Origin of the sequence: Amycolatopsis sp. NPDC005961 (assembly GCF_040629235.1) — a bacterium.
Classification (GTDB): domain Bacteria; phylum Actinomycetota; class Actinomycetes; order Mycobacteriales; family Pseudonocardiaceae; genus Amycolatopsis; species Amycolatopsis camponoti.
This window is the reverse complement of sequence record NZ_JBEXVF010000035.1, coordinates 20,329-46,185: the sequence shown is the minus strand read 5'-3', so window position 1 is coordinate 46,185 and position 25,857 is coordinate 20,329. Positions and strand designations below refer to the sequence as shown.

Annotated in this window: 20 protein-coding genes and 1 pseudogene; 13 read left to right on the top strand and 8 right to left on the bottom strand. The window is 72.6% G+C overall.

Features of this window, described 5'->3' with window-relative positions; translation table 11 throughout:
• Positions 1-15 precede the first annotated feature (15 nt).
• From ABZ342_RS27905 to ABZ342_RS27895, 3 genes are all read left to right on the top strand, one after another.
• On the top strand, positions 16-1,422 hold the full coding sequence (locus ABZ342_RS27905) for a PLP-dependent aminotransferase family protein (RefSeq protein WP_360478817.1): 1,407 nt from the start codon (positions 16-18) through the stop codon (positions 1,420-1,422).
• Complete coding sequence (locus tag ABZ342_RS27900; RefSeq protein WP_155542091.1) at positions 1,419-1,865, top strand: hypothetical protein; 447 nt, start codon at positions 1,419-1,421, stop codon at positions 1,863-1,865. The genes ABZ342_RS27905 and ABZ342_RS27900 overlap by 4 nt, the downstream gene beginning before the upstream one ends.
• Before the next feature lie 101 nt (positions 1,866-1,966).
• On the top strand, positions 1,967-2,398 hold the full coding sequence (locus tag ABZ342_RS27895) for a CBS domain-containing protein (protein WP_360478814.1): 432 nt from the start codon (positions 1,967-1,969) through the stop codon (positions 2,396-2,398).
• Between the two features lie 76 nt (positions 2,399-2,474).
• Here ABZ342_RS27895 and ABZ342_RS27890 read toward each other — a convergent pair whose 3' ends face one another.
• Together ABZ342_RS27890 and ABZ342_RS27885 are read right to left on the bottom strand one after the other, a co-directional pair.
• Entirely contained in the window at positions 2,475-5,987 is a 3,513-nt protein-coding gene (locus tag ABZ342_RS27890; RefSeq protein WP_360478811.1) for an AAA domain-containing protein, read from the bottom strand.
• Between the two features lie 100 nt (positions 5,988-6,087).
• Positions 6,088-7,644: a DUF4139 domain-containing protein gene (locus ABZ342_RS27885; protein ID WP_360478808.1), complete on the bottom strand. Its 1,557-nt coding sequence runs from the start codon at positions 7,642-7,644 to the stop codon at positions 6,088-6,090.
• An 84-nt stretch (positions 7,645-7,728) separates the two neighbouring features.
• Between ABZ342_RS27885 and ABZ342_RS27880 the strand changes: the two genes are divergently transcribed.
• The 4 genes and pseudogenes from ABZ342_RS27880 to ABZ342_RS27865 all read left to right on the top strand — a co-directional run bounded on the left by ABZ342_RS27880 (position 7,729) and on the right by ABZ342_RS27865 (position 11,056).
• Positions 7,729-9,537, top strand: coding sequence for a Xaa-Pro dipeptidyl-peptidase (locus ABZ342_RS27880; RefSeq protein ID WP_360478805.1), 1,809 nt, complete (start codon positions 7,729-7,731; stop codon positions 9,535-9,537).
• Positions 9,537-10,199: a YdcF family protein gene (locus ABZ342_RS27875; RefSeq protein WP_155542095.1), complete on the top strand. Its 663-nt coding sequence runs from the start codon at positions 9,537-9,539 to the stop codon at positions 10,197-10,199. The genes ABZ342_RS27880 and ABZ342_RS27875 overlap by 1 nt, the downstream gene beginning before the upstream one ends.
• Before the next feature lie 63 nt (positions 10,200-10,262).
• Positions 10,263-10,526, top strand: a pseudogene (locus ABZ342_RS27870) (FAD-binding protein); the annotation flags it as partial.
• 464 nt (positions 10,527-10,990) lie between these two features.
• A complete protein-coding gene (locus tag ABZ342_RS27865; RefSeq protein WP_360478928.1) occupies positions 10,991-11,056 on the top strand; it encodes a BBE domain-containing protein in 66 nt (21 codons plus the stop codon).
• 1 nt (position 11,057) lies between these two features.
• Here the strand turns inward: ABZ342_RS27865 and ABZ342_RS27860 are convergent, their stop codons facing one another.
• Together ABZ342_RS27860 and ABZ342_RS27855 are read right to left on the bottom strand one after the other, a co-directional pair.
• Positions 11,058-11,699 carry a response regulator transcription factor gene (locus ABZ342_RS27860; protein ID WP_360478925.1) on the bottom strand — a complete coding sequence of 214 codons (642 nt, stop codon included), beginning with the start codon at positions 11,697-11,699 and terminating at the stop codon, positions 11,058-11,060.
• The gene (locus ABZ342_RS27855) at positions 11,696-12,811 is read right to left on the bottom strand and encodes a histidine kinase (RefSeq protein WP_360478801.1); all 1,116 of its coding nucleotides are present in this window, start codon (positions 12,809-12,811) and stop codon (positions 11,696-11,698) included. The genes ABZ342_RS27860 and ABZ342_RS27855 overlap by 4 nt, the downstream gene beginning before the upstream one ends.
• Positions 12,812-12,905: 94 nt before the next feature.
• Here ABZ342_RS27855 and ABZ342_RS27850 point away from each other — a divergent pair, with 94 nt between their 5' ends.
• Together ABZ342_RS27850 and ABZ342_RS27845 are read left to right on the top strand one after the other, a co-directional pair.
• Positions 12,906-13,760 (top strand): M23 family metallopeptidase, encoded by an 855-nt coding sequence (locus tag ABZ342_RS27850; RefSeq protein WP_155542098.1) that lies wholly within the window; start codon positions 12,906-12,908, stop codon positions 13,758-13,760.
• Positions 13,761-13,918: 158 nt separating this feature from the next.
• Positions 13,919-15,028, top strand: coding sequence for a DUF4192 domain-containing protein (locus ABZ342_RS27845; protein ID WP_360478798.1), 1,110 nt, complete (start codon positions 13,919-13,921; stop codon positions 15,026-15,028).
• A 515-nt stretch (positions 15,029-15,543) separates the two neighbouring features.
• Here the strand turns inward: ABZ342_RS27845 and galE are convergent.
• The 3 genes from galE to ABZ342_RS27830 form a co-directional block, all read right to left on the bottom strand.
• Positions 15,544-16,518 carry a UDP-glucose 4-epimerase GalE gene (gene galE / locus ABZ342_RS27840; RefSeq protein WP_360478795.1) on the bottom strand — a complete coding sequence of 325 codons (975 nt, stop codon included), beginning with the start codon at positions 16,516-16,518 and terminating at the stop codon, positions 15,544-15,546.
• 192 nt (positions 16,519-16,710) lie between these two features.
• Positions 16,711-17,895, bottom strand: a complete 1,185-nt coding sequence (gene galK / locus ABZ342_RS27835; RefSeq protein WP_360478792.1) for a galactokinase — start codon at positions 17,893-17,895, stop codon at positions 16,711-16,713.
• Complete coding sequence (locus tag ABZ342_RS27830) at positions 17,892-18,608, bottom strand: metal-dependent transcriptional regulator (RefSeq protein ID WP_284741136.1); 717 nt, start codon at positions 18,606-18,608, stop codon at positions 17,892-17,894. The genes galK and ABZ342_RS27830 overlap by 4 nt, the downstream gene beginning before the upstream one ends.
• A gap of 113 nt (positions 18,609-18,721) precedes the next feature.
• On the opposite strand from ABZ342_RS27830, the gene ABZ342_RS27825 reads away from it, so the two are divergent.
• The 4 genes from ABZ342_RS27825 (at position 18,722) to ABZ342_RS27810 (ending at position 24,786) form a co-directional block, all read left to right on the top strand.
• The gene (locus tag ABZ342_RS27825) at positions 18,722-19,567 is read left to right on the top strand and encodes a sulfurtransferase (protein WP_360478789.1); all 846 of its coding nucleotides are present in this window, start codon (positions 18,722-18,724) and stop codon (positions 19,565-19,567) included.
• A 231-nt stretch (positions 19,568-19,798) separates the two neighbouring features.
• Entirely contained in the window at positions 19,799-20,968 is a 1,170-nt protein-coding gene (locus tag ABZ342_RS27820; protein WP_155542104.1) for an acetoin utilization protein AcuC, read from the top strand.
• A gap of 2 nt (positions 20,969-20,970) precedes the next feature.
• Positions 20,971-23,652: a GNAT family N-acetyltransferase gene (locus ABZ342_RS27815; RefSeq protein WP_360478786.1), complete on the top strand. Its 2,682-nt coding sequence runs from the start codon at positions 20,971-20,973 to the stop codon at positions 23,650-23,652.
• A gap of 3 nt (positions 23,653-23,655) precedes the next feature.
• Positions 23,656-24,786 (top strand): serine hydrolase domain-containing protein, encoded by a 1,131-nt coding sequence (locus tag ABZ342_RS27810; RefSeq protein WP_360478783.1) that lies wholly within the window; start codon positions 23,656-23,658, stop codon positions 24,784-24,786.
• Positions 24,787-24,831: 45 nt separating this feature from the next.
• Here ABZ342_RS27810 and ABZ342_RS27805 read toward each other — a convergent pair whose 3' ends face one another.
• Entirely contained in the window at positions 24,832-25,854 is a 1,023-nt protein-coding gene (locus ABZ342_RS27805) for an acyl-CoA dehydrogenase family protein (protein WP_360478780.1), read from the bottom strand.
• Positions 25,855-25,857: the final 3 nt, after the last annotated feature.

Here is a 25,857-nt window from a genome sequence, read left to right as displayed (position 1 = left end):
TGCCAATCTGGAGCGATGGACGTCCACATCGACCTGTCCGGGACGCGCGGGCACCGCGACGCGATCTACCGGCAGCTGCGCGCGGCGATCCTGGACGGCCGGATCCGGTCCGGCGAGGCGCTGCCGCCGACGCGGGAGCTGGCGCAGCGGCTGGCGGTCTCCCGGACGACGGTCAGCGCGGCGTACGACCGGCTCACCGCCGAGGGGTTCCTCGCCGGGCGCGTCGGCGCGGGCACGTTCGTCACGGCCTCGTCGCTGACCCGGCCCGCGCCGTCCTCGGTTTCGGGGGTGCGGCCGCTGCCGGAGTGGGACGCGGTGCCGTCGCCGCCCGCGCCGTTCGCCCCGGCGCCGGAGTTCGACTTCCGGCCCGGCGTCCCGGACCTGACGCGGTTCCCGTTCGACACGTGGCGGCGGCTCGTCACGCAGCGGCTGCGCGCGGGCCAGGCCGACCTGATGACCTACGGCGACCCGCAGGGTCTCCTCGCGTTGCGCGCCGAGATCGCGCGGCACATCGGGGTGTCGCGCGACGTGCGCGCGAGCGCGGCCCAGGTCGTCGTCACCGCCGGGGCCCAGCAGACGACCGACCTGGTCGGGCGCGTGCTGCTGCGCGCCGGGGACGTGGCCGCCGTCGAGGATCCCGGTTACCCGCCGCCGCGGCTGGTGCTGGCCGCGCGCGGCGTGCGGGTCGCGCCGGTGCCGGTGGACGCGTCCGGGATCGTCGTCCGCGCCATCCCGGCCGGGACGCGGCTGGTGTACGTGACGCCGTCGCACCAGTACCCGCTGGGGTTGTCGATGTCGCTGGAGCGGCGGCTCGAGCTGCTGGACTGGGCCGAGCGGAACGACGCCGTGCTCGTCGAGGACGACTACGACACCGAGTTCCGCTACACCGGCCGGCCGCTGGAACCGTTGCACAGCTTGGATTCCCGTGGCCGGGTCGTGTACGTCGGTTCGTTTTCGAAGGTGCTTTCCCCGGCGCTGCGGCTGGGCTTCCTGGTCGCGCCGCCGTCGCTCGTGCCGTCGCTGGTGAAGGCCCGGTACCTGACCGACTGGCACGCGCCGAACGTCGAGCAGGCGGCGCTGGCGGCGTTCATGGCCGAGGGCGGCTTCGCGCGGCACGTCCGGCGGATGCGGAAGGTCTACCGCGAACGGCACGAGCTGCTGTCGTCGTTCCTCCGGGACTTCGATTTCCTGACGCCGCTGCCGTCTTCCGCGGGTTTGCACCTGAGTGCGTCCGCTCCGGTGGATCTGTCGCCTTTGGTCCGTCGCGCGCGCCGCGACGGCGTCCGGCTGTATTCGCTGGGGGACTTCGCCGTGGGGGAGCGGCGGCACGGGCTCGTGTTCGGCTACGGTGCGGTCGCGGCCGAGCGGATCGGCCCGGGGCTGGCCCGGCTGCGGGCGCTGGCGGACGAGGGAGCGGCATGACCGACGACGTGATGGTGGCGATCGACGCCGGCCTGCGGCAGCACATCGGCGGCGACCGCGCGGGCGCGTACGCGACCTTCACGGAGCTGTGGGCGTCGATCGGGCCGGACGGCGACCCGCTGCACCGCGTCGCGCTGGCACACCACCTGGCCGACGTCTGCGACGACCCGGCGGAGGAGCTGGAGTGGGACCTGCGCGCGCTGGCGGCGGCGGACTCGCTGACCGACTCGCGGGCCCAGGAATACCACTCGTCGCTGGCCGTGCGCGGGTTCTACCCGTCGCTGCACCTCAACCTGGGCGAGGACTACCGCAAACTGGGTGATCTCGCGGCGGCGCGCGAGCAGCTGGAACTGGCCCGGCGCCGGCTGGACGCCCTGTGCGACGACGACTACGCGGCCGGCATCCGCCTGGCCTTGGACGGCCTGGCCGAACGTCTCGGCTGAAACTTTTTCATACCACGAATTCGCCCCGTTTGCCGGACTTTCGCGCACGTCCCGGTGCCCTTACCCTGTGGTGATCCAGCTCACCGACGGGAAGGATCGCCATGCGGATTGCGGATCTGCTGCGCAAGAAGGGGTCGGCGGTCGCAACGGTCACCCCGGAGACCACGGTGACCGCGCTGCTGGCCGGCCTGGCCGAAAACAACGTGGGCGCGATGGTGGTCGTCGCCCCGGACGGATCGATAGCGGGGATCGTGTCGGAACGAGACGTGGTCCGGCGCCTGAACGAGCATGGTCCGGGCCTGCTGGACGGGCCGGTGTCGGAGATCATGACGAAGCTGGTGGCGAGTTGTTCGCCGGATGATTCGGTGGACCAGCTGTCGGTCCTGATGACCCAGCGCCGCATCCGCCACGTCCCGGTACTGGCCGACGGCCGCCTCGCGGGGATCATTTCCATCGGGGACGTGGTGAAGAACCGGATGGAGCAGCTGGAGCAGAGCCAGGAACAACTGGAGGCCTACATCTCCCAGGGCTGACGTCCGGTCACGACGGACGAACGCGGGCGCTCACCCGATGCCGGGTGAGCGCCCGCGGTGCGTCGCGGACCGGACGTTACCGCCCGACCGGTGCGGAATGGGGCAAGTGCGCGGCCAGCGTCTTGAAATACCGCCACCGCGCCCATTCCCGGTGATCGCCGATCACGTAGAGCCGTCGCTTGGCGCGGCTCACGGCGACGTTGAGCAGGTTGGGTTTGCTCGAAGCCCAGTTGCGGGCGCCCGGCCGGTCGGGCGCACTGCCGAGAACCAGGATCACGATGTCGGCCTGCTTGCCCTGGGCGGTGTGCACCGTTCCGGCCACCAGCCCCCGGTGACGGCCGGCGCGCATGGCGACCTGGCGGGCGATGTCCCGGAACGGGCCGATCACCATGACCTCGGACATGTCGAAGTCCAGCCGCGTCAACGTTTCGAGGATGCGATCGAGCTGACGGCCCTCGTCGGGGATCCAGTGTCCCCGCGCACTGTCGCCGGTCACGTCGATCCACTTCGACGCCGGGAGATCCGGATAGGATTCGGCGAACTTCCGGCCCAAGGCCGGCGAGGTACCGTCGATCATGAGACCGTCGTAGGCGACCGTGTTGACGATGTGGAACATCGGCTGGTCGCACCGCCGGTGCACGGTCAACGGGACCCCGACCCACGTCTCGCCCTCGTCGTCACGCAGCGGGGTGCCCAGCCTGGTGAGCCGGTCGGCCAGGCGCTGGACCGACGTCTGGCTGGTCAGCCACTGCTCGTCGACGCCCAGTTCGGTGCGGATCGCCTGCTCGGCGCGGAAGGGCAACGTGGTGATCGGCTCCAGCTGGAGGGGGTCGCCGACGACGAGTGCGCGGCGCGTCCGCCACAGGGCGCCGACCGCGTTCTGCGGCGTCGCCTGTCCGGCTTCGTCGATGAGGAGCCAGCCCAAGGCCTCCTTGCCGAGACGGCCGAACAGGCGCGCGTAGGACGCGAAGGTCGTCGAAACGACCGGGACCACGAAGAACAGACTCTGCCACGCGACCCGGATCGCCTCGGCCGGCGCGTCACGAGGTGCGTCGCCGCTGAGAACGTCCATGGCGGCCTGGAGGTTTTGCCGCACCTTGGTGGCCGCGTGCCGCATGAATGCCTTGTGCAGTGCCAAAGCGGCGAACAGCAGCTCGCTTCGCGTGGTGTTCCAGCCGGCGTCGGTCCACAGTGCGCTCGACTCCCGGCGTTCGCGATCCTCCCACCAGGTGTCATCGGGGAAGTGCGGACCGAGCGCGATCTTCGCTTTCTCGATCAGATCGGTGCTCGCGGAAAGCTCGCGCTCGTCGGCCTGCAGGCGCTGCTGTGCCTCAGCCCGGGCCTGGAGCCCGGCGGACAGCTCCTGATCGGCGAGCGCCACCTCCCGGCGGGCCGCGACCAGCGGTCGGTGGTCGACGTCCGGCAGGGGGATGCCGGCGGTCAGCGTGGCGCGCGCCTCGCTCAGCTCGCGAACCGCGTCGTCGAACGCGCGCTGAGCGGTGGTGACCTCCCACTGGACGGCCTCGCGACTCCGCTGCGCCGCCGCCAGCTCCTGCCTGGCCGCGTCTTCCTGGTTGACCAGCCGGTCGTGGTGCCAGGACCATCGCTTGCGCGCACGCCCCAGTGTCCGCAGCTGGTCCCAGGTCCCGGGCAGGGCCGACCGGTGGGCGACGAGGGCCCGCTCCCGGCCGTCCAGCTCGGCTCGTCGTGTCCGCACGGTCCGTTCGGCTTCGGCGAGACCGGCCGTGCCGATGCGCTCGAGGTCCGATCGGCGCGCCTCGACGAACCGTTCCGCGTGGACGACGCGGTCACGGGCCAGTTCCTCGAGCTCGGCTTGGCGGGTTCGAGCAATGCCGAGTGCCTCGGTGGCCCGGGTTTTCTCCTCGCCGATGGCTGCTGTGCGCCGGGCTTCCGCTTTCGCCACTCGCGTGTCCGCGGCCGACACGTCTTCCTGCCGGCGGACCACGCTCTTCCGCAACCGCGGAAGGCGTTGCCCGGCTTGGTGGAACTCCGCGCGTTCGGCCCGGCCGGCGGCGACGCGGGCTTCGACGGCCCGGAACTCGCGGACGGCCGCGGACCAGGACTGCTCGGGTATTTCCTGCTCGTAACCCTTGAGCACGGACAGCAGGCCGTACCACGCGTCGTCCGCTTCGGGGTCGTCCGGAGTGTGGTACCAGAACGTGCTGACGAACCGGCCGCGGTTGCCCTTGTTCCCCAGCCGAGCCGCCATCAGCGCCCAAGCCGGGTGGTCGGACGGCGCGTCGTGCGGCTTCCGCGGGTCGGCCTCGGGGTCCGGTGCGAGCAACGCGGTGGCGATGGCGGGGAAGTAGTCGACGGCGGCCGCCCGGTCCGCCCAGTTCTCGTCGATGGCGGACGCGGCCGGGATCTCGTCGGTGACGTTCTGCACGGCGCCGTTGTTCGCCGAGGCGACGACGATCTCGAAGCCGGTGAGTTCCGGACGCCAGTGGGACAGCGCCCGTTTGCGGTCCCCGGTGCGCCACGTCGATTTCCGGCCGGTGAAGGCGTCGCCGGGCTCGGGCAGCGCGGCCAGCTCGTGGGCGCGTCGCACCACCAGACCCGCGATGAGGTCGCGCAGCATCGTGGTCTTGCCGGTGCCGGGTGGGCCGTTGACGCCCATCACGCCACCCTCGTCCGCCGTCCGCAGCGCCGTGCTCACCGCCAGCTGCTGGTTGAGCGCGAGCGCGTGCTCCGGTTTGCTCGGCCAGCGGCCGTCCGGCACGGCGTCGGGGGCCGTCGCGGCCAGCACGACGTCGGGATTGGTGCGCACGTCGACGCGCTCGGCCGTGCGCAATGCGGCGTGCGGCAGCAGGTAATCGTGCAGCGCGGCGCCGAAGTGGCCTTCGGCCACGCGGCGGGAGACGTGGTCGAGGTCGTCCAAGATGAAGCTGTTGAGGAAGTCGTGACCGGCCACGTCGTCCGCCTTGCGCCGGGCGACGATCTGGCTGCTGATCCGGATCTCCGGGCTGGACAGCGTCCCGGCCGTTCCGGCGGCGGCGACCGCGGCGGCCAGGCATTCGGTGAGCGCTTCGTGGTCGAGCACCTGCGGGACGTACTGCAGGGCTTCGCCCTCCACGTGCAGCTCGTCGGTCACCAGATCCCGCCACGCGCCGGAGAAGCGGAGCAGGTCGTCCTGGAAGAGCGCCGGCCAGTCCGGCTCGCAGCGGTGATCGCGTACGACCTGACCGGTCGCCCACGCGCAGCAGGACAGGACTTCGGAGTCGAGCAGGGCACATCCGTCTTCGTTCACGACGAAGGCGGCGAGCGCGCTGTCCCCCGTGGGGCGCTCGTCGTAGCTGTCCTTGTCCGGTTCGAAGACGCGCGCCAATGCCTCGAACACCTCGTCGAGGCGGTAGACACCCAGATAGACGACGTGTCGCCAGGCCTGGTGCGGGAGCAGTTTCCGGCGTGCGAGGTCGTGCTCGGGGTCCCACGGCAACGGCTGGCCCGGACGGAGGCCGAACACCGCCTTCTCCCGGTTGACTTTGTCCACCGTCTGCGGGCTGAACATTTCCACGGTGCGCCAGAACTCGACGATCTCCGCTCGCGCGGCGTCCGCCCCCGTTTTCACCCTGACTCCGATCGTCGATTCCGCCGCTCTCCCGGCGTCGCGCATCGTAGCGTTTTCCGGCCCGTTGTTTCGGCTTTCCGGGAATCGGGATCGGTCCGGGCTACTCGCGCCAGCCGGAGAGTTCCACGCCCTTCGCGACATCCACCCGGTAGGACAACGTCACCGTCTTGCTCTCGCCCGCCCCCAGCGTCAGCTTCCACGTGAGCTCACCCAGCGCCGACGTCTCCACCGGCTCCGGCGAAGTCTTCACATCCCGCACCGTGATCGTGTCGTCCCGGGAAACCGGTGCCTGATCAAGCACCGTGACCTCGGCCGAGCGCGGCCCGTGGTTCGTGACGGAAATCCGGTACTCCGCCTCACGCCGCTTCTGCCCCGACAAAGTCGCCTTCGACGCCGTTCGCCGAACCAGCTCCCGCTCGACCCGGATCCGGTCGTCCACCCCCAACGCCAGCTCCAGTTCCTCCCCGGGCGCCCACGCGTCCAACGTCGTCGTCCCGACGAACTCGGTGTCGTGGAAAACCGAAGCGCGCCCGGGCCGCAACGCGAACGAAGACGTATTGACGACCGTTGCCCGCAGATAAGCCTCTTCGGCCAACAGCGGTGCCGTCACGTAACCCAAAACCGCCGTCAGCGAAAGCTCGGCCAACGTCGTCCGATGCCCCTCGGCCCCGGAAGGCACCGCCACCGGACGCGACGGCCGGTACGTCACCGCCGTCGTCCCCTGCTCGACCGCGGCGAACTTCGGCGCCATCGGAGCAGCGGAAGCCGCCGCGAACCGCATTCGCGAACCCTCCGGGATCCCGCCGCCCGAACCGCCGTACGCCGCCGCGGGGGTCGCCGGGACCGGGTGGACGCGGTCCAGGTACCACGGCGAAAGTTCCGGCACGACCACCGAAATCGCCGGCCGCGCCGTCGACAGGGCCAGTTCGCACTCCGGCCAGTCCTCGCCCGTGTACTGGCTGACCAAGCCGTACGACACCACGGTGACGGAAGTGTCGCGGACGCGGACGTCGTAGCCCGGCTGCCAGCTCGCACCGTGGACCACATAGGACAGTTCCAGCTCGGCCGACCCCGACGGATCCGCGATCTCCAGCTCCACGACGACCGTCGTACTGTCCTGATAGGACTGGGCGCGGTGGGACTCGATCCGCCGATCCAAGGCGGCGAGGTCTTCCCGCAGCCGGGTGATCCGCTCGCTCAACACCCGCCGGGCCTTCAACGCCGACGCCAGCCGCGCACTCAGCGCGTCGGTCACCTCGGCGACGCGCGACGGCTCGGCGGTTCCGGCCGCCAGCGCCTTCGCGAAGCTGCCGCCGCTGCGCTTCGCGAGCGAAGTCAGCAAATCCACCTTCATGGTTTCGGCCGCTTCGTCGTCCACGACGCCGTCGAGCGTCGCCTGGTCCGCGCGCCGCTGCTCCACCAAAGCGCGCAACGCGGCGTCGGCCGGCGTCGCGTGCTGTTCGGTGCGCACGTCGACGCCGGTGATCAGCGCGGGACCGGTGCCGGTGACGCGCACGGACGCCGGGTCGAGGCCCGGCGGCAGCCCGGCGAAGGTCAGGCGCGGCCCGCCGTCGAGCGGTGCCTTGCCCCGGCGGGTGATCCGGGCCTGCTGCGGGTAGACGGTCACGGCGGCGATCGGCGCTTCCACGGTCGGCATGCCCCCGACGTTAGTCTCTTGACACTCCCGAGGCCGGGGCGGAAGTCTCGACAGTCGTCCGCTTCGCCCGGCTTGGGGGTTTGAGTGAAAGCCGCACGAACCGCAGTCCTGCTCCTCGCACTGGCCACCCTGCCGCTCACGGCGGTCACCGCCGAAGCCGCCGATCCACCCGGCCCGGTCTTCACCGGCGGCCAGGCGCAGCCCGTGTTCGACCCGGCCGACGTCGTCCGCGAGGACGTCTGGGTCACCGCGCCCGTCGACAGCGACCACGACGGGACGGACGACCTCGTCCACGCCCAGGTCGTGCGCCCGCGCGCGACGCAGCAGGGCCTGAAGGTCCCCGTCGTCTACCAGGCGAGCCCGTACTACGCCGGCGGCAACGACGTCGCCAACCACGACGTCGACGTCGAACTGTCCGCGCCCGGGTACGCCCGCGAAGCCGAAGGCCCGCGCGTCGCCGCGCACGGGGTCGGCCCGGCCGCCCCGATCACCTGGCGCTACCAGGACTACTTCACCGCGCGCGGCTTCGCCGTCGTGTACGGCGAATCGCTCGGCAGCGGCCTCTCGACCGGCTGCCCGACCACGGGTGACGTCAACGAGACGATCGGCGCCCGCTCGGTCGTCGACTGGCTCAACGGCCGCACACCCGCCCGTGACGCCGCCGGCGCCGCGGCGAAGGCGGACTGGAGCACCGGCAAGACCGGCATGATGGGCGTGTCCTACAACGGGACGCTGCCCAACGCCGTCGCGAGCACCGGCGTCGAAGGCCTCGAGACGATCGTGCCGATCGCCGCCATCTCCAGCTGGTACCAGTACTACCGCAACGACGGCGCCGTCGTGGCCGCCGGCGGCTACCAGGGCGAGGACGCCGACGTGCTCGCCGAGTACGTCTACACCCGCGCGGACCGGCAGGTCTGCCGCGCGGTGATCGACGGGCTCACCCGCGACCAGGACCGCGTCACCGGCGACTACACGCCGTTCTGGGACGTCCGCAACTACCGCAACGACGTCGCGAAGGTCCACGCGTCGGTCCTCGCGGTGCACGGCCTCAACGACTGGAACGTCAAGACCGACCAGGTCGCCGAGTGGTACGAAGCGCTGAAGGCGCACGGGGTCGAGCACAAGATCTGGCTGCACCAGTCCGGCCACGCCGACCCGTACTCGCTGCGGCGCGACGTCTGGCTCACGACGCTGAACAAGTGGATGTCGCACTACCTCTACGGGATCGACAACGGCATCCAGAACGAGCCGAAGGCGACGATCCAGCGCGAAGACCTGTCGTGGACCGACGAGGCCGACTGGCCGGCGCCGGGCACCGCCGACGTCCGCGTGTACCCGTGGCCGGGCGGCCGGTCGAAGGGCGCCATCGACACGCGCAACCCGGTGCCGGGCACGGCGGCCGTCGAAACGCTCGCCGACGACTCGTCGAAGACGGTCGAGCAGCTGGCTGGCCTGGCGTCGTCGGGCAACCGGCTGCTGTACGCCACTTCGGCGGCGAAGCAGTCCGTACGTCTCTCGGGCACCGTCCGGGCCGACCTGGCGCTGGCGTTCGACCGGCCCGCGGCGAACGTTTCGGTGATCCTGCTCGACCGCGCCGCCGACGGCACATCCCACATCATCAGCCGCGGCTGGACCGACCCGCAGAACCGCACGTCGCCGGCCCGGACCGAGCCGATCACGCCCGGGCAGACCTACCGGATCGGCGTCGAGCTGATGCCGAAGGACTACATCCTCGCGGCGGGCCACCGGCTGGAGTTCCTGCTGGCGTCCAGCGACCACGACTACACGCTGCGGCCGAAGCCGGGCGCGGGACTGGCGCTCGACCTGACCAAGACGTCGGTGACGCTCCCGGTCACGGGCGGGAAGCCGGCCCTGCGAGCCGCGTTCGGCTGATGCTGCCGGAGTACCTGGACGCCGACGTCCGCACGTTGTGGGACTACCACGACCTGCGGCACGAGCCCCGGCGGTCCGACGCCGGGATCGGGCTGGGCAGCCGCGATCCCGGCGTCGCCGTCCACGCGGCGGAGCTGTTCCACGCCGGACGGTTCCCGCTCGTGGTGTTCACCGGGGCCAACGCGCCGACGACGGTGGAGCGCTTCCCGCGCGGCGAAGCGGTCCACTACCGCGAGATCGCGCTGGAGCTCGGCGTGCCCGACGAGGCGATCCTGGTCGAACCCGCGGCGCGCAACACGGGGGAGAACATCGTGTTCACCCGCAAGCTGCTCGCCGAGCGGGAGATCCGGTCGGTGACGCTGGTGACGCGGCCGTACCAGCAGCGACGGGCCTACGCCACGGCGAAGCGGCTCTGGCCCGGCATCGACATCGTGTGCGCGTCGAAAGCGGCGTCGTTCGAAGACCACCTCAGCGGCGAGGAGGACGCCGACCGCGTGATCAGCATGCTCGTCGGCGAGACGCAGCGGATCACCGAGTACGCCGCGCGCGGCTTCGTGGTCCCGCAGGTCGTCCCGCCCGTGGTCGAGCGGGCATTCGGCCGGCTCGCGGCGGCGGGATTCACCCAGCGACTGCTGCTCACCGACCGTGGTGACGATCGCTGACGGTAACGATCTTCGCAGGTCAGGCGACTTGTGTGCGTTCGATCCGCTGTGAGAGGACTCGCCATGACCTCGACCGCCGGGCACAACCACGGCGGTCCGGCCGTCGTGGACGGCGGCCTCGTGCTCGACCTGAGCTCCCTCGACGCGATCAGCGTCGACCCCGCCGGCCGCACCGCGCGCTGCGGCGGCGGCGCGACGTGGGCCCAGCTCGACGCCGCCACGCAGGAGCACGCGCTCGCGGTGCCGGGCGGCACGATCAGCCACACCGGCGTCGACGGCCTGACCCTCGGCGGCGGCTTCGGCCGGCTCACCGGGAAGCACGGCCTGTCCTGCGACAACCTGCTCTCGGCCGAGGTCGTCACGGCCGGCGGCGACGTCCTGCGCGCGTCCGCCGAGGAGCACCCCGACCTGTTCTGGGCGCTGTGCGGAGGTGGGGGCAACTTCGGGGTCGTCACCGAGTTCGAGTTCCGGCTGCACCCTCGCGACGTTGCCCGGCGAGATGGGCGCGCTCGTCGCCGGGCTCAACGCGCCGCCGGCGCCGTTCGTCCCCGAGCGTCACCACTTCCGGCCCGGCTACGCCCTGCCGCGCAAGACCTCACCGATGTCGATCATGCCGACCTTCTCGATGCGCGGCGCCTTCACGGAGGTCGACGACGACGCGACGGCGTTCGGCGGCCCGCGGCGGGAGAGCATCCTGATCAACATCGACTCGCTCGCGACCGAACCGGAGCCGTTCGCCGCGGACCGCGCGTGGGTGCGCGAGTTCTGGGGAGTACGAACGGCTCGCCCGGATCAAGGCGGACTACGACCCGCGGAACGTGTTCCACCACAACGCGAACATCCCGCCCGCGAGGTGAGTCAGTCCGCGATGCCCGTCCGGTAGGCGAAGGCGACGGCCTGCGCGCGGTCCCGCAGCCGCGCCTTGGTGAACAGGTGGTTCACGTGGGTCTTCACGGTCGCTTCGCTCACCACGAGCGTGCGCGCGATCTCCGTGTTCGACAGGCCCGCCGCGATCAGCCGCAGCACCTCGATCTCGCGGGCGGTCAGGCCTTCGATCTCCTTGACCCGCGTGGGTGTGCTGCGGGTGGCGGCCTCGACGAGCCGCCGCTGCAGCTCGCCATCCACTGTGGACTGTCCGGCGGCCGCCGAGCGCAGCGCCCTGGCGATCGCCTCGGCGTCGGCGTCCTTCGTGAGGAAACCGCGGGCGCCGGCGCGCAACGCGGCCAGCAGCGACTCGTCGTCGGCGTACGTGGTCAGCACGACGACCTCGGTGCCCGGGTGCTCGGCGCGGATCCGCTCGGTGGTCTCGACGCCGTCGCAGCGCGGCATCCGCAGGTCCACGAGCACGACGTCGGGGTGGTGCTCGGCCACCAGCTCGAGGGCGGCCAGGCCGTCGGCGGCGGCGCCGACCACCTCGACGCCCGGGAGCAGCCCGAGCAGCGTGACCAGGCCTTCCCGGACGACCGCCTGGTCGTCGGCCAGCACGACGCGCAGCGTCACGCCGGCACCGTCAGGTGAATCCGCCATCCGTCCTCCCCCGGCCCGCTCTCGAGCCGCCCGTCGAGCAGCGCGACCCGTTCGCTCATCCCGCGCAAACCGTAGCCTGCCGCCGGTGCGTCCGGCGGACGCCTGCCCTGCCGGTCGGCGACGGTCAGCGCGACGCTGCCCGCGCTGTAGTCCAGGGTGACGTCGACCTCGGCCTTCGTCGCGTGCTTGCGGGTGTTGACCAGCGCTTCCTGCACCGCGCGGACCAGGGCGGTACCGACCGCCGGGTCGAGCTCGCGCGGCTCGCCCTCGACCGTCAGGTCCGCGCGGGCCCCGCTGTCGAGCCGGTAGGCGGCGAGCAGGTCCGCGATCGTGCGTTCGACCGGGACGGCGTCCTCCCGCAGGGCCGCGACGGCCTTGCGTGCCTCGGCGAGGCCTTCCGACGCCAGCTTCTGGGCCCGTTCGACCTGGGCGACGGCGTCCGGGCTCGCCCCGTCGCGCACCAGCATGAGCCGCGCGCCCTGCAGGTTGAGGGACAGGCCGGCCAGCGAGTGCGCGAGGACGTCGTGCAGCTCGCGGGCGATGCGGGCGCGTTCGGCCAGCGCCGCCGCGCGGGCGTGCTCCTCGGTCGCCGTCTGCGCGCGGGCCAGTGCCAGCTCGGTCTGCTCGATCCGGGCCAGCCGGGTCCGCCGGTTCAGCCCCATCAGCGTGATCACGGCGAGGACCGCGTACGTCGACAAGGCACTTTCCCAGGGATCCTGGCGGATCACCCAGACCGCGGTGATCAGCGCGGCGTTCAGCGCGACCGCCAGCACGATCGGCACCGGGGACTGCCGCAGCACCACGAAGAACGTCGTGCTGAACATCGCCACCGACGCCCAGCTGCCGGGCAGGACCACCCACAGCGCACCCGCGGACGCGATCACGGCGAGCGCCAAGACCGCCGACGGTGTCCGGGCGCCGAGGTCCTGGATCCACGGCATCGGGATCGACAGGGCGAGGGTGACCACGATCAGCACCCAGGCGAGCGCGTGCGCGCGAGGCATCGCGGTGACCATCGGCACCGCGATGAGCGCCCAGCGCAGCCAGCCCTGTGCTGAGGGGAACTTGGCTCGTCGGGGCGTCATCCGGGTGTCCTCCGCGGGTGCTTGTACGGAAAATGTACCGACAGGAGCTTCGCTGTGTGGTGTCGAGATGTCCCGTTCGTCAGGAGGTTCCCCCATGTCCAGGTTGCGACGGCTCGCCGTGTTCGCCGCCGCCGCGGCGCTGCCCGCGCTCGGCCTCACCCTCGCCGGGCAGGCGACCGCGTCCGCCGCGCCGAACTTCCAGGTGCCCTTCAAGTGCGGGGTCACGGTGACCGCGGCGACGTTCAGCGGCCACAGCCCGGAGTACTCGGTCGACTTCCAGAAGTCGGGCATCACGGGCATGCCGGTGCTCGCCGCGGCGTCCGGCACGGTGACGCGGGTGGCCGACGAGGGCAGCACGAGCTACGGCAAGTGGGTCGAGGTCGACCACGGCAGCGGCTGGCGCACCCGGTACGCGCACCTGTCGGCCCAGGAGGTCTCGGTCGGGCAGTCGGTCGCCGGCGGCAAGGAGCTGGGCAAGGCGGGCGCGACCGGCGGGGTCACCGGACCGCACCTGCACTTCGAAGAGCGGCTGAACGGTGTCGTGCAGAAGGCGAAGCTGAACGGCGTCGCCGTGCCGTACTACGGGCACACGGACTTCACGAGCAAGAACAACTGCGGCGGCAACCCGTACTCGGCCGAAGAGGTCTGCGGTTCGGGCTTCTCCGTCGTCGACCAGCAGGCGCTGGCGGGTTCGTCCGGCACGACGTACCTGCTGTACAACGCCTCGACCGCGGCGAACTGCGTGACGACGCTGAAGGCGACGTCGCTCGGCACGGCGAGCCCGGTCTCGGCGTTCCTCGAGGTCCAGGGTTCGGCGCGGGTGACCGACTCCGGCAGCTTCACCTACTACGCCGGGCCGGTGAAGAAGGCGGCCGGAGCCACCTGCGTGAAGTGGGGCGGCTCGGTCGGCAGCAACACCTACGAAAGCGGGTTCGAGCACTGCGGCTGAGCCGGACCGGTCGGTGGGGCCGGGCAGCATAGCCCGCCCCACCGACAAGAACCCGCCGCCCGGCCGGCTCCCGGCCGGTTCCGTCCACATCGGCCCCGCCCATCCACAGATTTGCCGCCACCGCCCCCACCGGCCCCGGCCGGCCCCAAAGTGGAGGCATGACCACTGCCACCCCGACCGGCCGCCCGCCGGTCGACCTCCGAAGCTCCGCGCAGCTGCTGGCCGCGCTCCCTTACCTGGTCGGTTTCCGGCCCGCGAACTCCGTCGTCCTGCTCGGGCACCGGGGCGACCGCCTCGGCCTGGTGCTGCGCGGCGACCTCCCCCACCCGGAGGACGACGCCCGGCAGGCCCGGGCCCTCGCCCCCCGGTTCGCCCTCGTCCAGCACACGGGCGTGACAGTGGTGGTGCTCGGCGGCCGCCGAAGACCCGGCAGCCCACCACCCCACGCAGGCTTCGTCGAGCTGCTGGCGGACGCCCTCGGCGAGGTCGGCCTCCCGGTGCTGCACGCGATGTGGGTGGCGGACATCGCCGAAGGCGCGCCGTGGGGCTGCTACACGGACCCGGACTGCGGCGGCAAGCTGCCGGACCCCCGAGCGACCGTGATGGCGGCGATGGCGACGGAAAGCGGCTCGGTGGCGTTCGACAGCCGCCACGAGCTGGAGGCGTTGCTGGCTCCGCGTTCCCCGGAAGCCCTCGCGCGTCGGGCCAGGGCGATGACGCCGTCCTTGCCCTGGCCCGACGCGACGTGCGTGTCCGACGCGGCCTCGGTGATCCGAGCGGCGTTCGAGCGTCAGCGGCGCGGCTCGGAGCCGCCGACGGACGAGGAAGCGGTCCTGCTGGCGAACGCACTGAAGGTCTCGGAAATCCGGGACGTGTGCCTGGCGATGGCGGTCCCACCCCACGCCCCGGCCGCGCGCGAGGCGGAACGCCTGTGGCTGACGCTCGTCCAGGAGCTCCCAGCGCCGGAACGCGCGGAAGCGGCGGCCCTGCTGGGCTACACGGCCTTCATGCGCGGCGACGGCACGTTCGCGGGCATGGCCTTGGAGAACGCGCTGGAGGCGAGACCGAACCACGTACTGGCCAGGCTGTTGTGGACGGTGCTGAACCACGGCATGTCGCCGCAACAGCTGCTGGGCCTGGCACTGGCGGCGGACCCGACCGGGTTGTCCGGCTTTGGCTTGGATCCCACGGACTTCACCGAGCCCGGCGTGTGTCTGCCACTGGGGGCCGCGTGCGGAGGTCCGGAGGACTCACGAGCAATGCCTTGAGCGGCGCCGGAGCCGGGGTGAAGGTCGGCGTGGGTTCCGCTTGGGTGCCGGGCCAGGGTGACGTGCTGGGCATCGCGCTCGATCCTGGTCGGTTCGGGCGGGCGAAGGCTTCCGGTCCCGCGTTCGCGCGCGGGATTGCTCAAGCTTGTCGACCGCTGCGTGGTGGGGGCGGCCTTCCAAGCGTCCCGGTCGCCTCAGCCCTTTGGACCGGGTGAACTCCAGGTGTTGGGCGCACTTCCGGTCAGCTTGGGCGGATTGCGGTTTCCTGTCGGGCGATGCCGGTGCTGGCCCGGGGGATCGGTCGGGTTCGCTGGCCGCTGCGTGGGGCGGCGGTCGCCAAGTGCCCAGGCCGCCTTAGCTGTGCCGGGCTTGGGTGAGCTTTCAAGCGTCGCGCACGATCCCGGTCGGCGCGAAGGCTTCCGGTCCGGCATTGCCCGGGCTCGCCCGCGGGATCGCTCAGGGCTTGCCGGCCACTGCACAAGCGCGCAGCCGACCAAGCCCCGCCAACCTCAGCCCTACCGAGCCTGAGTGAACTCCCAGGCGTCCCGCACGATCCCGGTCAGCTCGGTCCGCTCCGGCTTCCAGCCCAGCTCTTCCCGTGCCCGGTCACTGGCCGCCACGAGGACCGACGGATCGCCCGCCCGCCGCGGTGCCACCTCGGCCGGGATCGGGTGGCCCGTCACCTCGCGGCACGCCTCGATCACCTCGAGAACGGAGAACCCCGTGCCACTGCCCAGGTTGTAGATGCGGTGCGCACCCGCCGTGGCGTGCTTCAGCGCCAGCAGGTGCGCGTCGGCGAGGTCGGCGACGTGGATGTAGTCGCGGATCGCTGTGTGGTCCGGCGTCGGGTAGTCGTCGCCGAAGATCTTGATCTGTTCGCGGTCGCCCGTGGCGACCTGGAGGACGAGGGGAATCAGATGGGTTTCCGTGGTGTGGCGCTCCCCGTACGCGCCGTACGCGCCCGCGACGTTGAAGTACCGCAGGCTCACCGCCGCCAGCCCGTGCGCGACGGCGAAGCTGGTGATCGCGTGGTCGATGGCCAGCTTCGTCGCGCCGTAGGTGTTGGTCGGCCGGGCCGGCGCGGACTCCGGGATCGGCGACTGCTCCGGCTCGCCGTAGGTCGCCGCGGTCGAGGAGAACACCAGGCGCGGCGTGCCGTGCTCGCGCATGGCCTCGAGCAGCCGCAGCGACGTGACGACGTTGCCTTCCCAGTACTTCGCCGGCTCTGTCATCGACTCGCCGACCAGCGACTTGGCCGCGAAGTGCAGCACGCCGTCGAAGCCCTCGCGCAGCAGGCTGCCCGCCACCTCCGCCGCGTCGCCCTCGACGAACCGCGCGTCCGGGTGGACGGCGTCGGCGTGCCCGGTGGACAGGTCGTCGACGACCGTGACCTGGTGCCCGGCCTCGATCAGCCGGGCGGCGCAGACACTGCCGACATACCCGGCTCCGCCCGTGACGACCAGCTTCAGGGCGTTGCTCTGCTCCGACACTTCCAGGCCTTCCTGCCGAGGGTGACTGTCCGCCACGGTGAGGCTTGTCCAGCCGTCGCCCGTCGCCTGCCATTCGTGCCGACCGGCGCTCCGCACGCGGGGCGCGACGGGCCGGCCCGAACAAGCCTCAGTCTTCCCCCATGGCGACGCGCGGGTCCGCGCGGGGGTTGCCCCGCACGGACCCGCGCGGCCTCAGAGCTCGTCGCGCCCGGCGCCGCGGGAGGGCACCGCGGTGAACATCCGCGGCCGCCGGTAGCCGGCCTTCTCGTACGCCGCTTCGACGGCCGCCTTGACCCCGTCCAGGTCGGCGTCGCGGACCAGCGCGATCGCCGAGCCGCCGAAACCGCCGCCGGTCATCCGCGATCCGAGGGCGCCGGCCGCCCGCGCCGAGTCGACCGCGAGGTCCAGCTCGGCCGTGGAGATCCGGTAGTCGTCGCGCATGCTGACGTGCGAGGCGTCCAGGTACGGGCCGATGTCGGCCAGCCGGCCCGCGCGCAGCAGCTCGACCACTTCGAGGACCCGCTGGTTCTCGGTGACGACGTGCCGGACGAGCGGCACCAGGTCTTCGGGCAGCCGGTCGAGGGCCGCGGAGAGCCCCTCGACGGTGATGTCGCGCAGCGCCTTGACGCCGAGCAGCTCGGCGGCCCGCTCGGTGCCGCGGCGGCGCTCGCCGTACCCGCCCTCGGCGTGCGAGTGCTTCGTGCGGGTGTCCATGATCAGCACCTGCAGCCCGGCGTCGGCCAGGCCGAACGGCACCTGCTCCTGCTCACCCGACCGGACGTCGAGGAACAGCACGTGGGACTCGGTGCAGCAGAGGGAGGCCGTCTGGTCGAGCAGGCCGGTGGGCGCGCCGACGAAGTCGTTCTCCGAACGCTGGACCCACCGCGCGACCTCGGGCCGCGTCGGGACGCGGTCGCCGGGCGCGCCCAGCTCCAGCCCGGCCAGGCCCAGCAACGCCAGGGACACCGCGCACTCGAGCGCGTGGGAGGAGGACAGCCCCGCCCCCGAAGGCACGTCCCCGGCGATGACGACGTCCGCGCCGGCCGAAAAGCCCTGGTCGCGCAGTACCCAGGCGACCCCCGCCGGGTACGCGGCCCACCCGTCGACGGTGCCCGGCGCCAGGTCGGTGATCTTGAGGTCGCCGGAGCGCTGGAGCTGGCCGTCGTCGCCCAGGGTGGCCACGGACAGGACGCCGTCCTCGCGGGGGGACGCCGCCGCGGCCAGGCGGTGCGGCAGGGCGAACGGCAGGACGAAGCCGTCGTTGTAGTCGGTGTGCTCGCCGATCAGGTTGACGCGCCCCGGCGCGGACCACACGCCGGCGGGCTCGCCGCCGTGCACCGTGCGGAACGCCGCCGCGGCCTCCGAGGCCGGGCTCACCTGGCCAGCGCCAGGACGGCGTGCAGCGCGGAGCTGGCGACCTGGGCGGTGGTGTCCCCGCCGGTGACCTCGACGGTGCCGCCGTTGGCCCGGCCGATGGTGACCGTGCCGCCCGGCACGATGCCGACGGACTTGAGCTCGGTCATCAGCGACTCGTCCAGCTGGACGTGCTCGGCGATGCGCCGGATCTCGACGCGGCCGCCGCCGGTGCGGGCGAACTCGTCGAGCCGGACGAGGTCGGCCTCGGCGGGCGGGGCCGGGTCGCCGTCGCCCAGCTTGTCCAGACCGGGGATCGGGTTGCCGTAGGGGGAGGTGGTCGGGTGGTCGAGCAGCTTGACCAGCTTGCGCTCGACGGCCTCGCTCATCACGTGCTCCCACCGGCACGCCTCGTTGTGCACGTGTTCCCACTCGAGCCCGATGACGTCGACGAGGAGGCGCTCGGCCAGGCGGTGCTTGCGCATGACGGCGATGGCCAGTTCGCGGCCGTGGTCGGTCAGCTGGAGGTGCCGGTCGTCGGCCACCACGACCAGCCCGTCGCGCTCCATGCGGGCGACGGTCTGGCTCACGGTCGGGCCGCTCTGCTGCAGGCGCTCGGCGATGCGGGCGCGCAGCGGGACGACACCTTCTTCTTCGAGTTCGTAGATCGTACGCAAGTACATCTCGGTGGTGTCGATGAGATCGTTCACGCTGTCCCCTTCGTCCGCGTTGCTCATCGTAGTCGTTGACCCCGACAGCAGCGGCGGGCCTTGGAGATAACGACTCGCCCGTGACGGATATGTCCGCACCCCGGCGCGGCCGGGTGGGCGGCCGCTGGAAGATGGGAGGCATGCGTCCGCTGATCAGCACCACCGACCTCGCCGCCGCGCTGGCCGGCCCGGCCGGGGACCGGCCCGTCGTCCTCGACGTCCGCTGGCGGCTCGCCGGCCCGCCCGGCGCCGATTCCCACCGCGAAGGCCACGTGCCGGGCGCGGTGTTCACCGACCTCGACAACGTGCTCGCGGGCGAGCCGGGCGAGGGCGGCCGGCACCCGCTGCCCGACCCGGCCGCCCTGCAGCGCGACCTGCGCGCGGCCGGGGTGCGGACGGGCGCGCCGGTGGTGGTCTACGACGACGCCGACGGCTCGGTCGCCGCGCGGGCGTGGTGGCTGCTGCGCTGGGCCGGCCACGACGAGGTGGCGGTGCTCGACGGTGGTTACGCTGCGTGGACCGCCGGCGGCCACCCGGTGAGCACGGAGGAGCCGCGGCCGGAGCCGGGCGACCTCACGGTCCGTCCGGGCGGCATGCCGGTGCTCGACGCGGACGAAGCGGCGGCGCTGGCCCGGGACGGCCTGCTGCTCGACGCCCGCGCCACGCCCCGCTACACGGGCGAGACCGAGCCGGTCGACCCGCGCGCCGGCCACATCCCGGGAGCGGTGAACGCACCGTTCGCGGCCCACACGGACGACGCCGGCCACTGGCGCGCGCCCGACCAGCTGGCCGCCCGGTTCGCGGACCTGGGCCTGCGCCCGGGCGAGCCGGTCGGCGCGTACTGCGGCTCGGGCGTGACGGCGAGTTCGGTGGTGCTGGCACTGGAGCTGGCCGGCCACCCGGGCGCGGGGCTCTACGCGGGCTCGTGGTCCCACTGGTCCCGAGACCCCGAACGCCCCGCCGCGACGGGCCCCCTCCCGGGCTGACCTGGCCGACGGCGACAGGCACTCTGCTGCGACGAGCCCCCGCCGGCGCTGGCGGGGGCACTGTGCGCGACCCACACAGGGGTGAGAGCGGCCAGGGCGCGGCGGGGTGTCACCCGCGACCGCGACTCCGGCATCGCCTGTTCGCGCCCGGCGGGTCTGGCGAAGCGCGCGAACCGGGCCACGGCACTTCCGAGTCCACGGACCGGCGCGATCGGCACTACAGTCGACCGCATGTCGCCGGCTGTTGTTTGGGACTCCGCCCTTCTCGGTTATGACCTGGGCGGGGACCATCCGTTCAACCCCGTCCGGCTGGAGCTGACCGTCCGGCTGGCCACCGAGCTCGGCGTGCTCGACGACGTTCCGCTCCTCATCCCCTCCGGGGCCGGGGACGAGGAGCTGCTCCGGATCCACGCCCCCGAATACATCGCCGCCGTGCGGGAGGCGCCGCTCGTCGGGTGGGATGTGGGGCATGGGCTCGGGACCTCCGACAACCCCGTCTTCTCCGACATGCACGACGCCTCCGCCCTCGTCGTCGGCTCGACGCTGCTCGCCGCCCGGAAGATCGCCGAAGGCGAGGCCACCCGGGCCGTCAACATCGCCGGTGGCCTGCACCACGCCATGCGCGACCAGGCGTCCGGGTTCTGCGTCTACAACGACTGCGCCGTCGCCATCTCGTGGCTGCTCGACCACGGCTTCGAGCGCATCGCCTACATCGACACCGACGTCCACCACGGCGACGGCGTCCAGGCCGCCTTCTACGACGACCCCCGCGTCCTCACCATCTCCATGCACCAGCACCCCTTCACGCTCTGGCCGGGCACCGGCTACTCCGCCGAAACCGGCCGCGGGAAGGCCGACGGGACCTCGGTCAACGTGCCGCTGCCGCCGCGGACCCGGGATCCCGGCTGGCTGCGTGCCTTCAACGCCGTCGTCCCCTCCCTGCTCGCCGACTTCGAGCCGCAGCTGCTGTTCACCCAGTGCGGTGTCGACTCGCACGAGGAAGATCCGCTGGCCGACCTCTCGCTGTCCGTCGACGGGCACCGCACCATCTACGCCACCCTCCGCGACCTCGCCGAGACGTACGCGGGCGGCAAGTGGATCGCCGTCGGCGGGGGCGGGTACCAGCTGATCCGGGTCGTCCCGCGGTCGTGGACGCACCTGATCGCCACCGTCCTGGACCGGGATGTCGCCCCGGCGACGCCGCTGCCACCGGGCTGGGTCGAAACGGTCACCAAGGCCGCTCCGAACGCCGAGCTGCCGCGAGCGATGACCGACGACCGCGAAACCGAGTTCAAGCCGTGGGGCGACGGCGAGGACGACCCGGTCGACGTCGCCGTCCGGGACACCCGCCGGGCCGTCTTCCCCTTGCACGGGCTCGACCCGGACGACCCCAGGGACTGACGATGGCCGGCCGGGACCCCTTCGACTACCCCCGCGACTGGGAAGCCGACGTCGTGCTGTCCGACGGCGGCACCGTCCACCTGCGCCCGGTCGTCCCCACCGATGCCGACGGCCTCGTCGCCTTCCACGGCAAGCTGTCCGAGCGCACCCGCTACTTCCGCTACTTCGGCGCCTACCCGCGGATCCCCGAGAAGGACCTGAAGCGGTTCTCCACCGTCGACCACCACGACCGGGTCGCGTTCGCCGCTTTCCTGGGCGACGACATCGTCGCGGTCGGCCGGTACGAACGGCTCGACCACGGGCCGTCGGCCGAGGTGGCCTTCGTCGTCAGCGACGCGCACCAGGGCCGTGGCCTCGGTTCGATCCTGCTGGAACACCTCGCCGCGGCCGCGGCGGAGTGCGGGCTGCGGCGGTTCGTCGCCGAGGTCCTCGCCGAGAACGCCGCGATGGTGCGGGTCTTCCGTGACGCCGGCTACCAGGTCAGCCGCGAGTTCGAGGAAGGCGTGCTGCACCTGGAGTTCGACATCGACCCGACCGAGGAGTCCCTCGCGGTCGCGCGCTCCCGGGAACAGGCCGCCGAGGCGCGCAGCGTGCACAACCTGCTGCACCCCACGTCGGTCGCGGTGATCGGCGCGTCCGCCGAGCCGGGCAAGGTCGGCCACGTCGCCTTCGCGACCCTCCTCGCCGCCGCGTTCACCGGCACCGTCTACCCGGTCAACCCGGAGCACCGCTCGGTCCGCGGTGTCCGCGCCTACCCGTCGGTGCTGGACATCCCGGACTCGGTCGACCTGGCCGTCGTCGCGGTGCCCGCCGAGTCCGTCGAGTCCGTTTTGGACGCTTGCCTCGCGAAGGGCGTCAAGACGCTGCTGATCCTGTCCAGCGGCTTCGCCGAAGCCGGGCCGCACGGCCTGCACGCCGAGCTGCGGCTGGTCGGCGAGGCGCGGGCGCACGGCATGCGCGTCGTCGGCCCGAACGCGCTCGGCGTGCTGAACACCGCACCCGGCGTCCGGCTCAACGCCACCCTCGCCCCGCGCCTGCCCGTCCGCGGGCGCACCGGATTCTTCTGCCAGTCCGGCGCGCTGGGGACCGCGATCCTCGCCGACGCCGAGTCGCGCGGCCTCGGGCTGTCGACGTTCGTCTCCGCGGGCAACCGCGCCGACGTCTCGGGCAACGACCTGCTGCAGTACTGGGAAACCGACCCGGACACCGACCTCGTCCTGCTGTACCTCGAGTCCTTCGGCAACCCGCGCAAGTTCGCGCGGCTGGCCAGGCGACTGGCGCGGACGAAGCCGATCGTCGCGGTGAAGTCGGGGCGGCACGCGGTGCGCCCGCAGCTGGCCGCGACGTCGACGGAGATCGACGAAGCCAGCGTCCAGGCCCTGTTCGAGCAGGCCGGCGTCGTCCGGGTCGACTCGCTGGCGCAGCTGTTCGACACCGCGCTCGTGTTCGCCCACCAGCCGCTGCCCGCCGGGCCGCGGATCGGGATCGTCGGCAACTCCAGCGCGATCGGGCTGCTGGCCGCCGACACCGCGCGGATGCAGGGCCTGCGGCTGGCGTTCGACCCGGTGGACGTCGGCCCGCAAGCCGGGCCGGACGACTTCGCCAAGGCGGTCGGCGAGGCCCTCACCTCGCCGGACGCCGACGCGCTGGTCGTGGTGTTCGCGCCGCCGGTGGCCATCCCCGGCACGGCGTACGCGCGCACCCTGCGCGAAACCGTGGTCGAACTGGGCCAGCACAAGCCGATCGTCTCGACGTTCCTCGCCGCCGAAGGCGTGCCGCGCGAACTGGCTGTGTCGACGGACGACGGCGTGCCGACGCGCGGGTCGATCCCGTCGTACCCGAGCCCGGAACGCGCGGTGAACGCGCTCGCCCGGATCGTCCGGTACGCGGCCTGGCGGCAGCGCCCGCAGGGCACGCTCGTGACGCCGCCGGGGATCCACACCGAACAGGCGCAGGTGATCGTCCGCGAACTCCTCGAAGGCGAGGACGGCCGGACGACGCTGCTGTCGGACACCGACGTCGTGCGGTTGCTGGGCTGCTACGGCATCGACGTCGTCCCGTTCCGCGTCGCGTCCACAGTGGACGAAGCCGTCGCGGCGGCGGCCGAGCTGGGCTACCCGGTGACGTTGAAGGCCGTCGACGAGCGGCTGCGCGGCCGGCCCGACCTGGCCGGGGTGCGGCTCGACCTGGCATCGGCGGACTCGGTGCGCACCGCCTACGAAACGCTGCGCGAGATCTCCGATGACGACGACGTGTACGTCCAGCGGATGGCGCCGAAGGGCCTGTCGTGCGTGATCGGGCTGCAGGACGACCCGTCGTTCGGCACGCTCGTGTCGTTCGGGCTGTCCGGGCTGGTCAGCACGTTGCTGGGCGACCGCGCCTACCGGGCGGTGCCGCTCACCGACGTCGACGCGGCCACGCTGCTGCGCGAGCCGCGGACGGCGCCGCTGCTCACCGGCTACCGCGGTGACGAGCCCGCCGACCTCGCCGCCCTGCAGGACATGGTGCTGCGCGTCGCCGCGCTCGCCGAGGACAACCCGGAGGTGCGGTCCCTGGTGCTGGACCCGATCCTCGCGTCGCCCGACGGCGCCTTCGTCGCCAACGCCCGTCTCGTGCTGGGGCCACCGCCGTCGCGGCCCGACACCGGCCCGCGGCGCCTGCGTGCCATCAACCCCCTGGACTGAACCTTGCTGACCCAACTGCTGAAGCAGTACGCCACGGACCTGCCCGGCGCGGTGGCCCTGGTCGCGCAGGGCGACCTGGTCGAAGTGGCGGCCGTGGGCTCGGCTGACGCCGAGGGCACCGTGCCGATGGCGCGCGACTCGCTGTTCCGCATCGCGTCGCTGACCAAGCCGATCGTCGCCGCGGCGGTGCTGCTGCTCGTCGACGACGGCGAGCTCGCCCTCGACGACCCGATCGCGCGGTGGCTGCCGGAGCTGGCGTCGCCGGTGGTCGTGCGGACGCCGGCCGGGCCGATCGACGACGTCGTGCCCGCCGTCCGCCCGATCACGGTGGCCGACCTGCTGACGTTCCGCTGCGGGTACGGCCTCGCGGCGGACATGACGCTCCCCGCGGTCGACCTGCTGCTGCAGGTGCTCGGCTATCCGGCGGCGGCACCGCGGGCCCTGGCGCCGGACGAGTGGACGGCCGCGCTGGCGCAGGTCCCGCTGCTGCACCAGCCGGGGGAGGCGTGGCTCTACGACACCGGTTCGGACCTGCAGGGCGTGCTGATCGCGCGGGTGTCGGGCCGGCCGCTGCCGGAGTTCCTGGCGGAGCGGCTGTTCGAGCCGCTGGGCATGGCCGACACCGGGTTCGCCGTGCCGACCGCGGCGCTGGGCCGGTTCACCAGCGCGTACCGGCCGAGCGGGGCGGGGCTGCGGCTGATCGACTCGCCGGAGGGGCGCTGGAGCGCGGCGCCGCCGTTCCCGTCCGGCGCGGGGGGCCTGGTGTCCACGGCCGACGACCTGCTCGCGTTCGCGCGTTTCCTGCTGGACGGGGGTACGGCCGGCGACCACCGGCTGCTCACGGCGGAGTCGGTGCACCGGATGACGGCCGACCACCTGACGCCGGCCCAGCGCGAGGCCGGGCGGGTGTTCCTGCACGGCCAAGGCTGGGGGTACGGCGGCTCGGTCGACGTCGAGGCGACGCAGCCGTGGGAGGTCCCGGGCCGCTACGGCTGGGTCGGCGGCGCGGGAACGGCCTGGCACCTGCTCCCGGCGACGGGCACGGTCACGATCCTGCTGACGCAGGTCGAGATGACGAGCCCGGAACCGACCCGGCTGATGCGCGAGTTCTGGACCTACGCGGCTTCGAGCTAGCTCGCGGCAGGGGTCGGCCGACTGTCCGGGTACGCGGGTTGGCGGTCAGGCGTCGGCTGCCAGTTCGGTGCCCAGGGCCTGGAGCTGCGGGGTGGCCGGGCCCAGCAGGAACTCCAGGCGCTTCGCCGCCGTGAAGTAGCGGTGGACCTCGTGGTCCACGTCGATGCCGACGCCGCCGTGGACGTGGACCGTCGTGTGGGCCACGCGGTGGCCCGCCTCCGCCGCCCAGAACTTGGCCGTCGCCACCGCTTCCGCCGACGGGAGGTCCGACGCCAGCCGCCAGGCCGCCTGCAGGGACGTCAGCCGGACCGCCTCGACGTCGACGTACGCGTCCGCGAGGCGCTGGCGGACCGCCTGGAACCCGCCGATCACGTGGTCGAACTGCTTCCGCTCCGCCGCGTACGCCGCCGTCAGCTCCAGGGCCCGCTCGACCACGCCGAGCTGCTGCGCGCACACCCCGGCCGTCCCGCGCAGGCGCAGCCATTCGCCGATGTCGCCCAGCGAAACCCCCGGAACATCGGACAGTTCGAGCAGGCAAGCGTCCGCGTGGTCGACCGTCTGCTGGGGCCGGACCGAGACGCCCGGCGCCGCCGCGTCGACCAGGAAGACCTCGCCGGACGCCGCCACGAGGAAGCCGTGGGCGAACGCGCCGAAGTGCACCGCGGTCTGCGAGCCCGACAGCACGCCGTCCGAAGCGGTGAAACCGGACAGCGCCACCGCTAGAACGCGTTCTCCCCGCAACACCGGCAGCACCCAGCGGTCCACCAGCTCCGGCGTACCGAACTCCGCCAGCGCCGACGCCGCCATCGTGATCGACGGCAGGTAGGGGACCGGGGCCACCGCGCGGCCGATCTCGGTGAGCACCGCGCACTGCTCCAGCAGGCCGAACCCGCCGCCGCCGAGCGACGACGGCAGCGCCGCGTCGAGGACGCCCGCCTGGCCCAGGGCTGTCCACAGTGGAGCGTCGAAGCCGCCGGTGCCGTGCGGGTCGTGCGTGGCCTTGTCGGTGACGATCCGCCGGGTCAGCGCGGCCAGGTCGGCCGACGCCTCGGAGGGGGTGAAGTCCATGAG

Coding starts and splice junctions, on each gene's coding strand:
- ABZ342_RS27905 (WP_360478817.1), top strand. CDS start 16: ATGGACGTCCACATCGACCTGTCCGGGACGCGCGGGCACCGCGACGCG.
- ABZ342_RS27900 (WP_155542091.1), top strand. CDS start 1,419: ATGACCGACGACGTGATGGTGGCGATCGACGCCGGCCTGCGGCAGCAC.
- ABZ342_RS27895 (WP_360478814.1), top strand. CDS start 1,967: ATGCGGATTGCGGATCTGCTGCGCAAGAAGGGGTCGGCGGTCGCAACG.
- ABZ342_RS27885 (WP_360478808.1), bottom strand. CDS start 7,644: ATGCCGACCGTGGAAGCGCCGATCGCCGCCGTGACCGTCTACCCGCAG.
- ABZ342_RS27875 (WP_155542095.1), top strand. CDS start 9,537: ATGCTGCCGGAGTACCTGGACGCCGACGTCCGCACGTTGTGGGACTAC.
- ABZ342_RS27855 (WP_360478801.1), bottom strand. CDS start 12,811: ATGACGCCCCGACGAGCCAAGTTCCCCTCAGCACAGGGCTGGCTGCGC.
- ABZ342_RS27850 (WP_155542098.1), top strand. CDS start 12,906: ATGTCCAGGTTGCGACGGCTCGCCGTGTTCGCCGCCGCCGCGGCGCTG.
- ABZ342_RS27845 (WP_360478798.1), top strand. CDS start 13,919: ATGACCACTGCCACCCCGACCGGCCGCCCGCCGGTCGACCTCCGAAGC.
- ABZ342_RS27830 (WP_284741136.1), bottom strand. CDS start 18,608: ATGAGCAACGCGGACGAAGGGGACAGCGTGAACGATCTCATCGACACC.
- ABZ342_RS27825 (WP_360478789.1), top strand. CDS start 18,722: ATGCGTCCGCTGATCAGCACCACCGACCTCGCCGCCGCGCTGGCCGGC.
- ABZ342_RS27820 (WP_155542104.1), top strand. CDS start 19,799: ATGTCGCCGGCTGTTGTTTGGGACTCCGCCCTTCTCGGTTATGACCTG.
- ABZ342_RS27815 (WP_360478786.1), top strand. CDS start 20,971: ATGGCCGGCCGGGACCCCTTCGACTACCCCCGCGACTGGGAAGCCGAC.
- ABZ342_RS27805 (WP_360478780.1), bottom strand. CDS start 25,854: ATGGACTTCACCCCCTCCGAGGCGTCGGCCGACCTGGCCGCGCTGACC.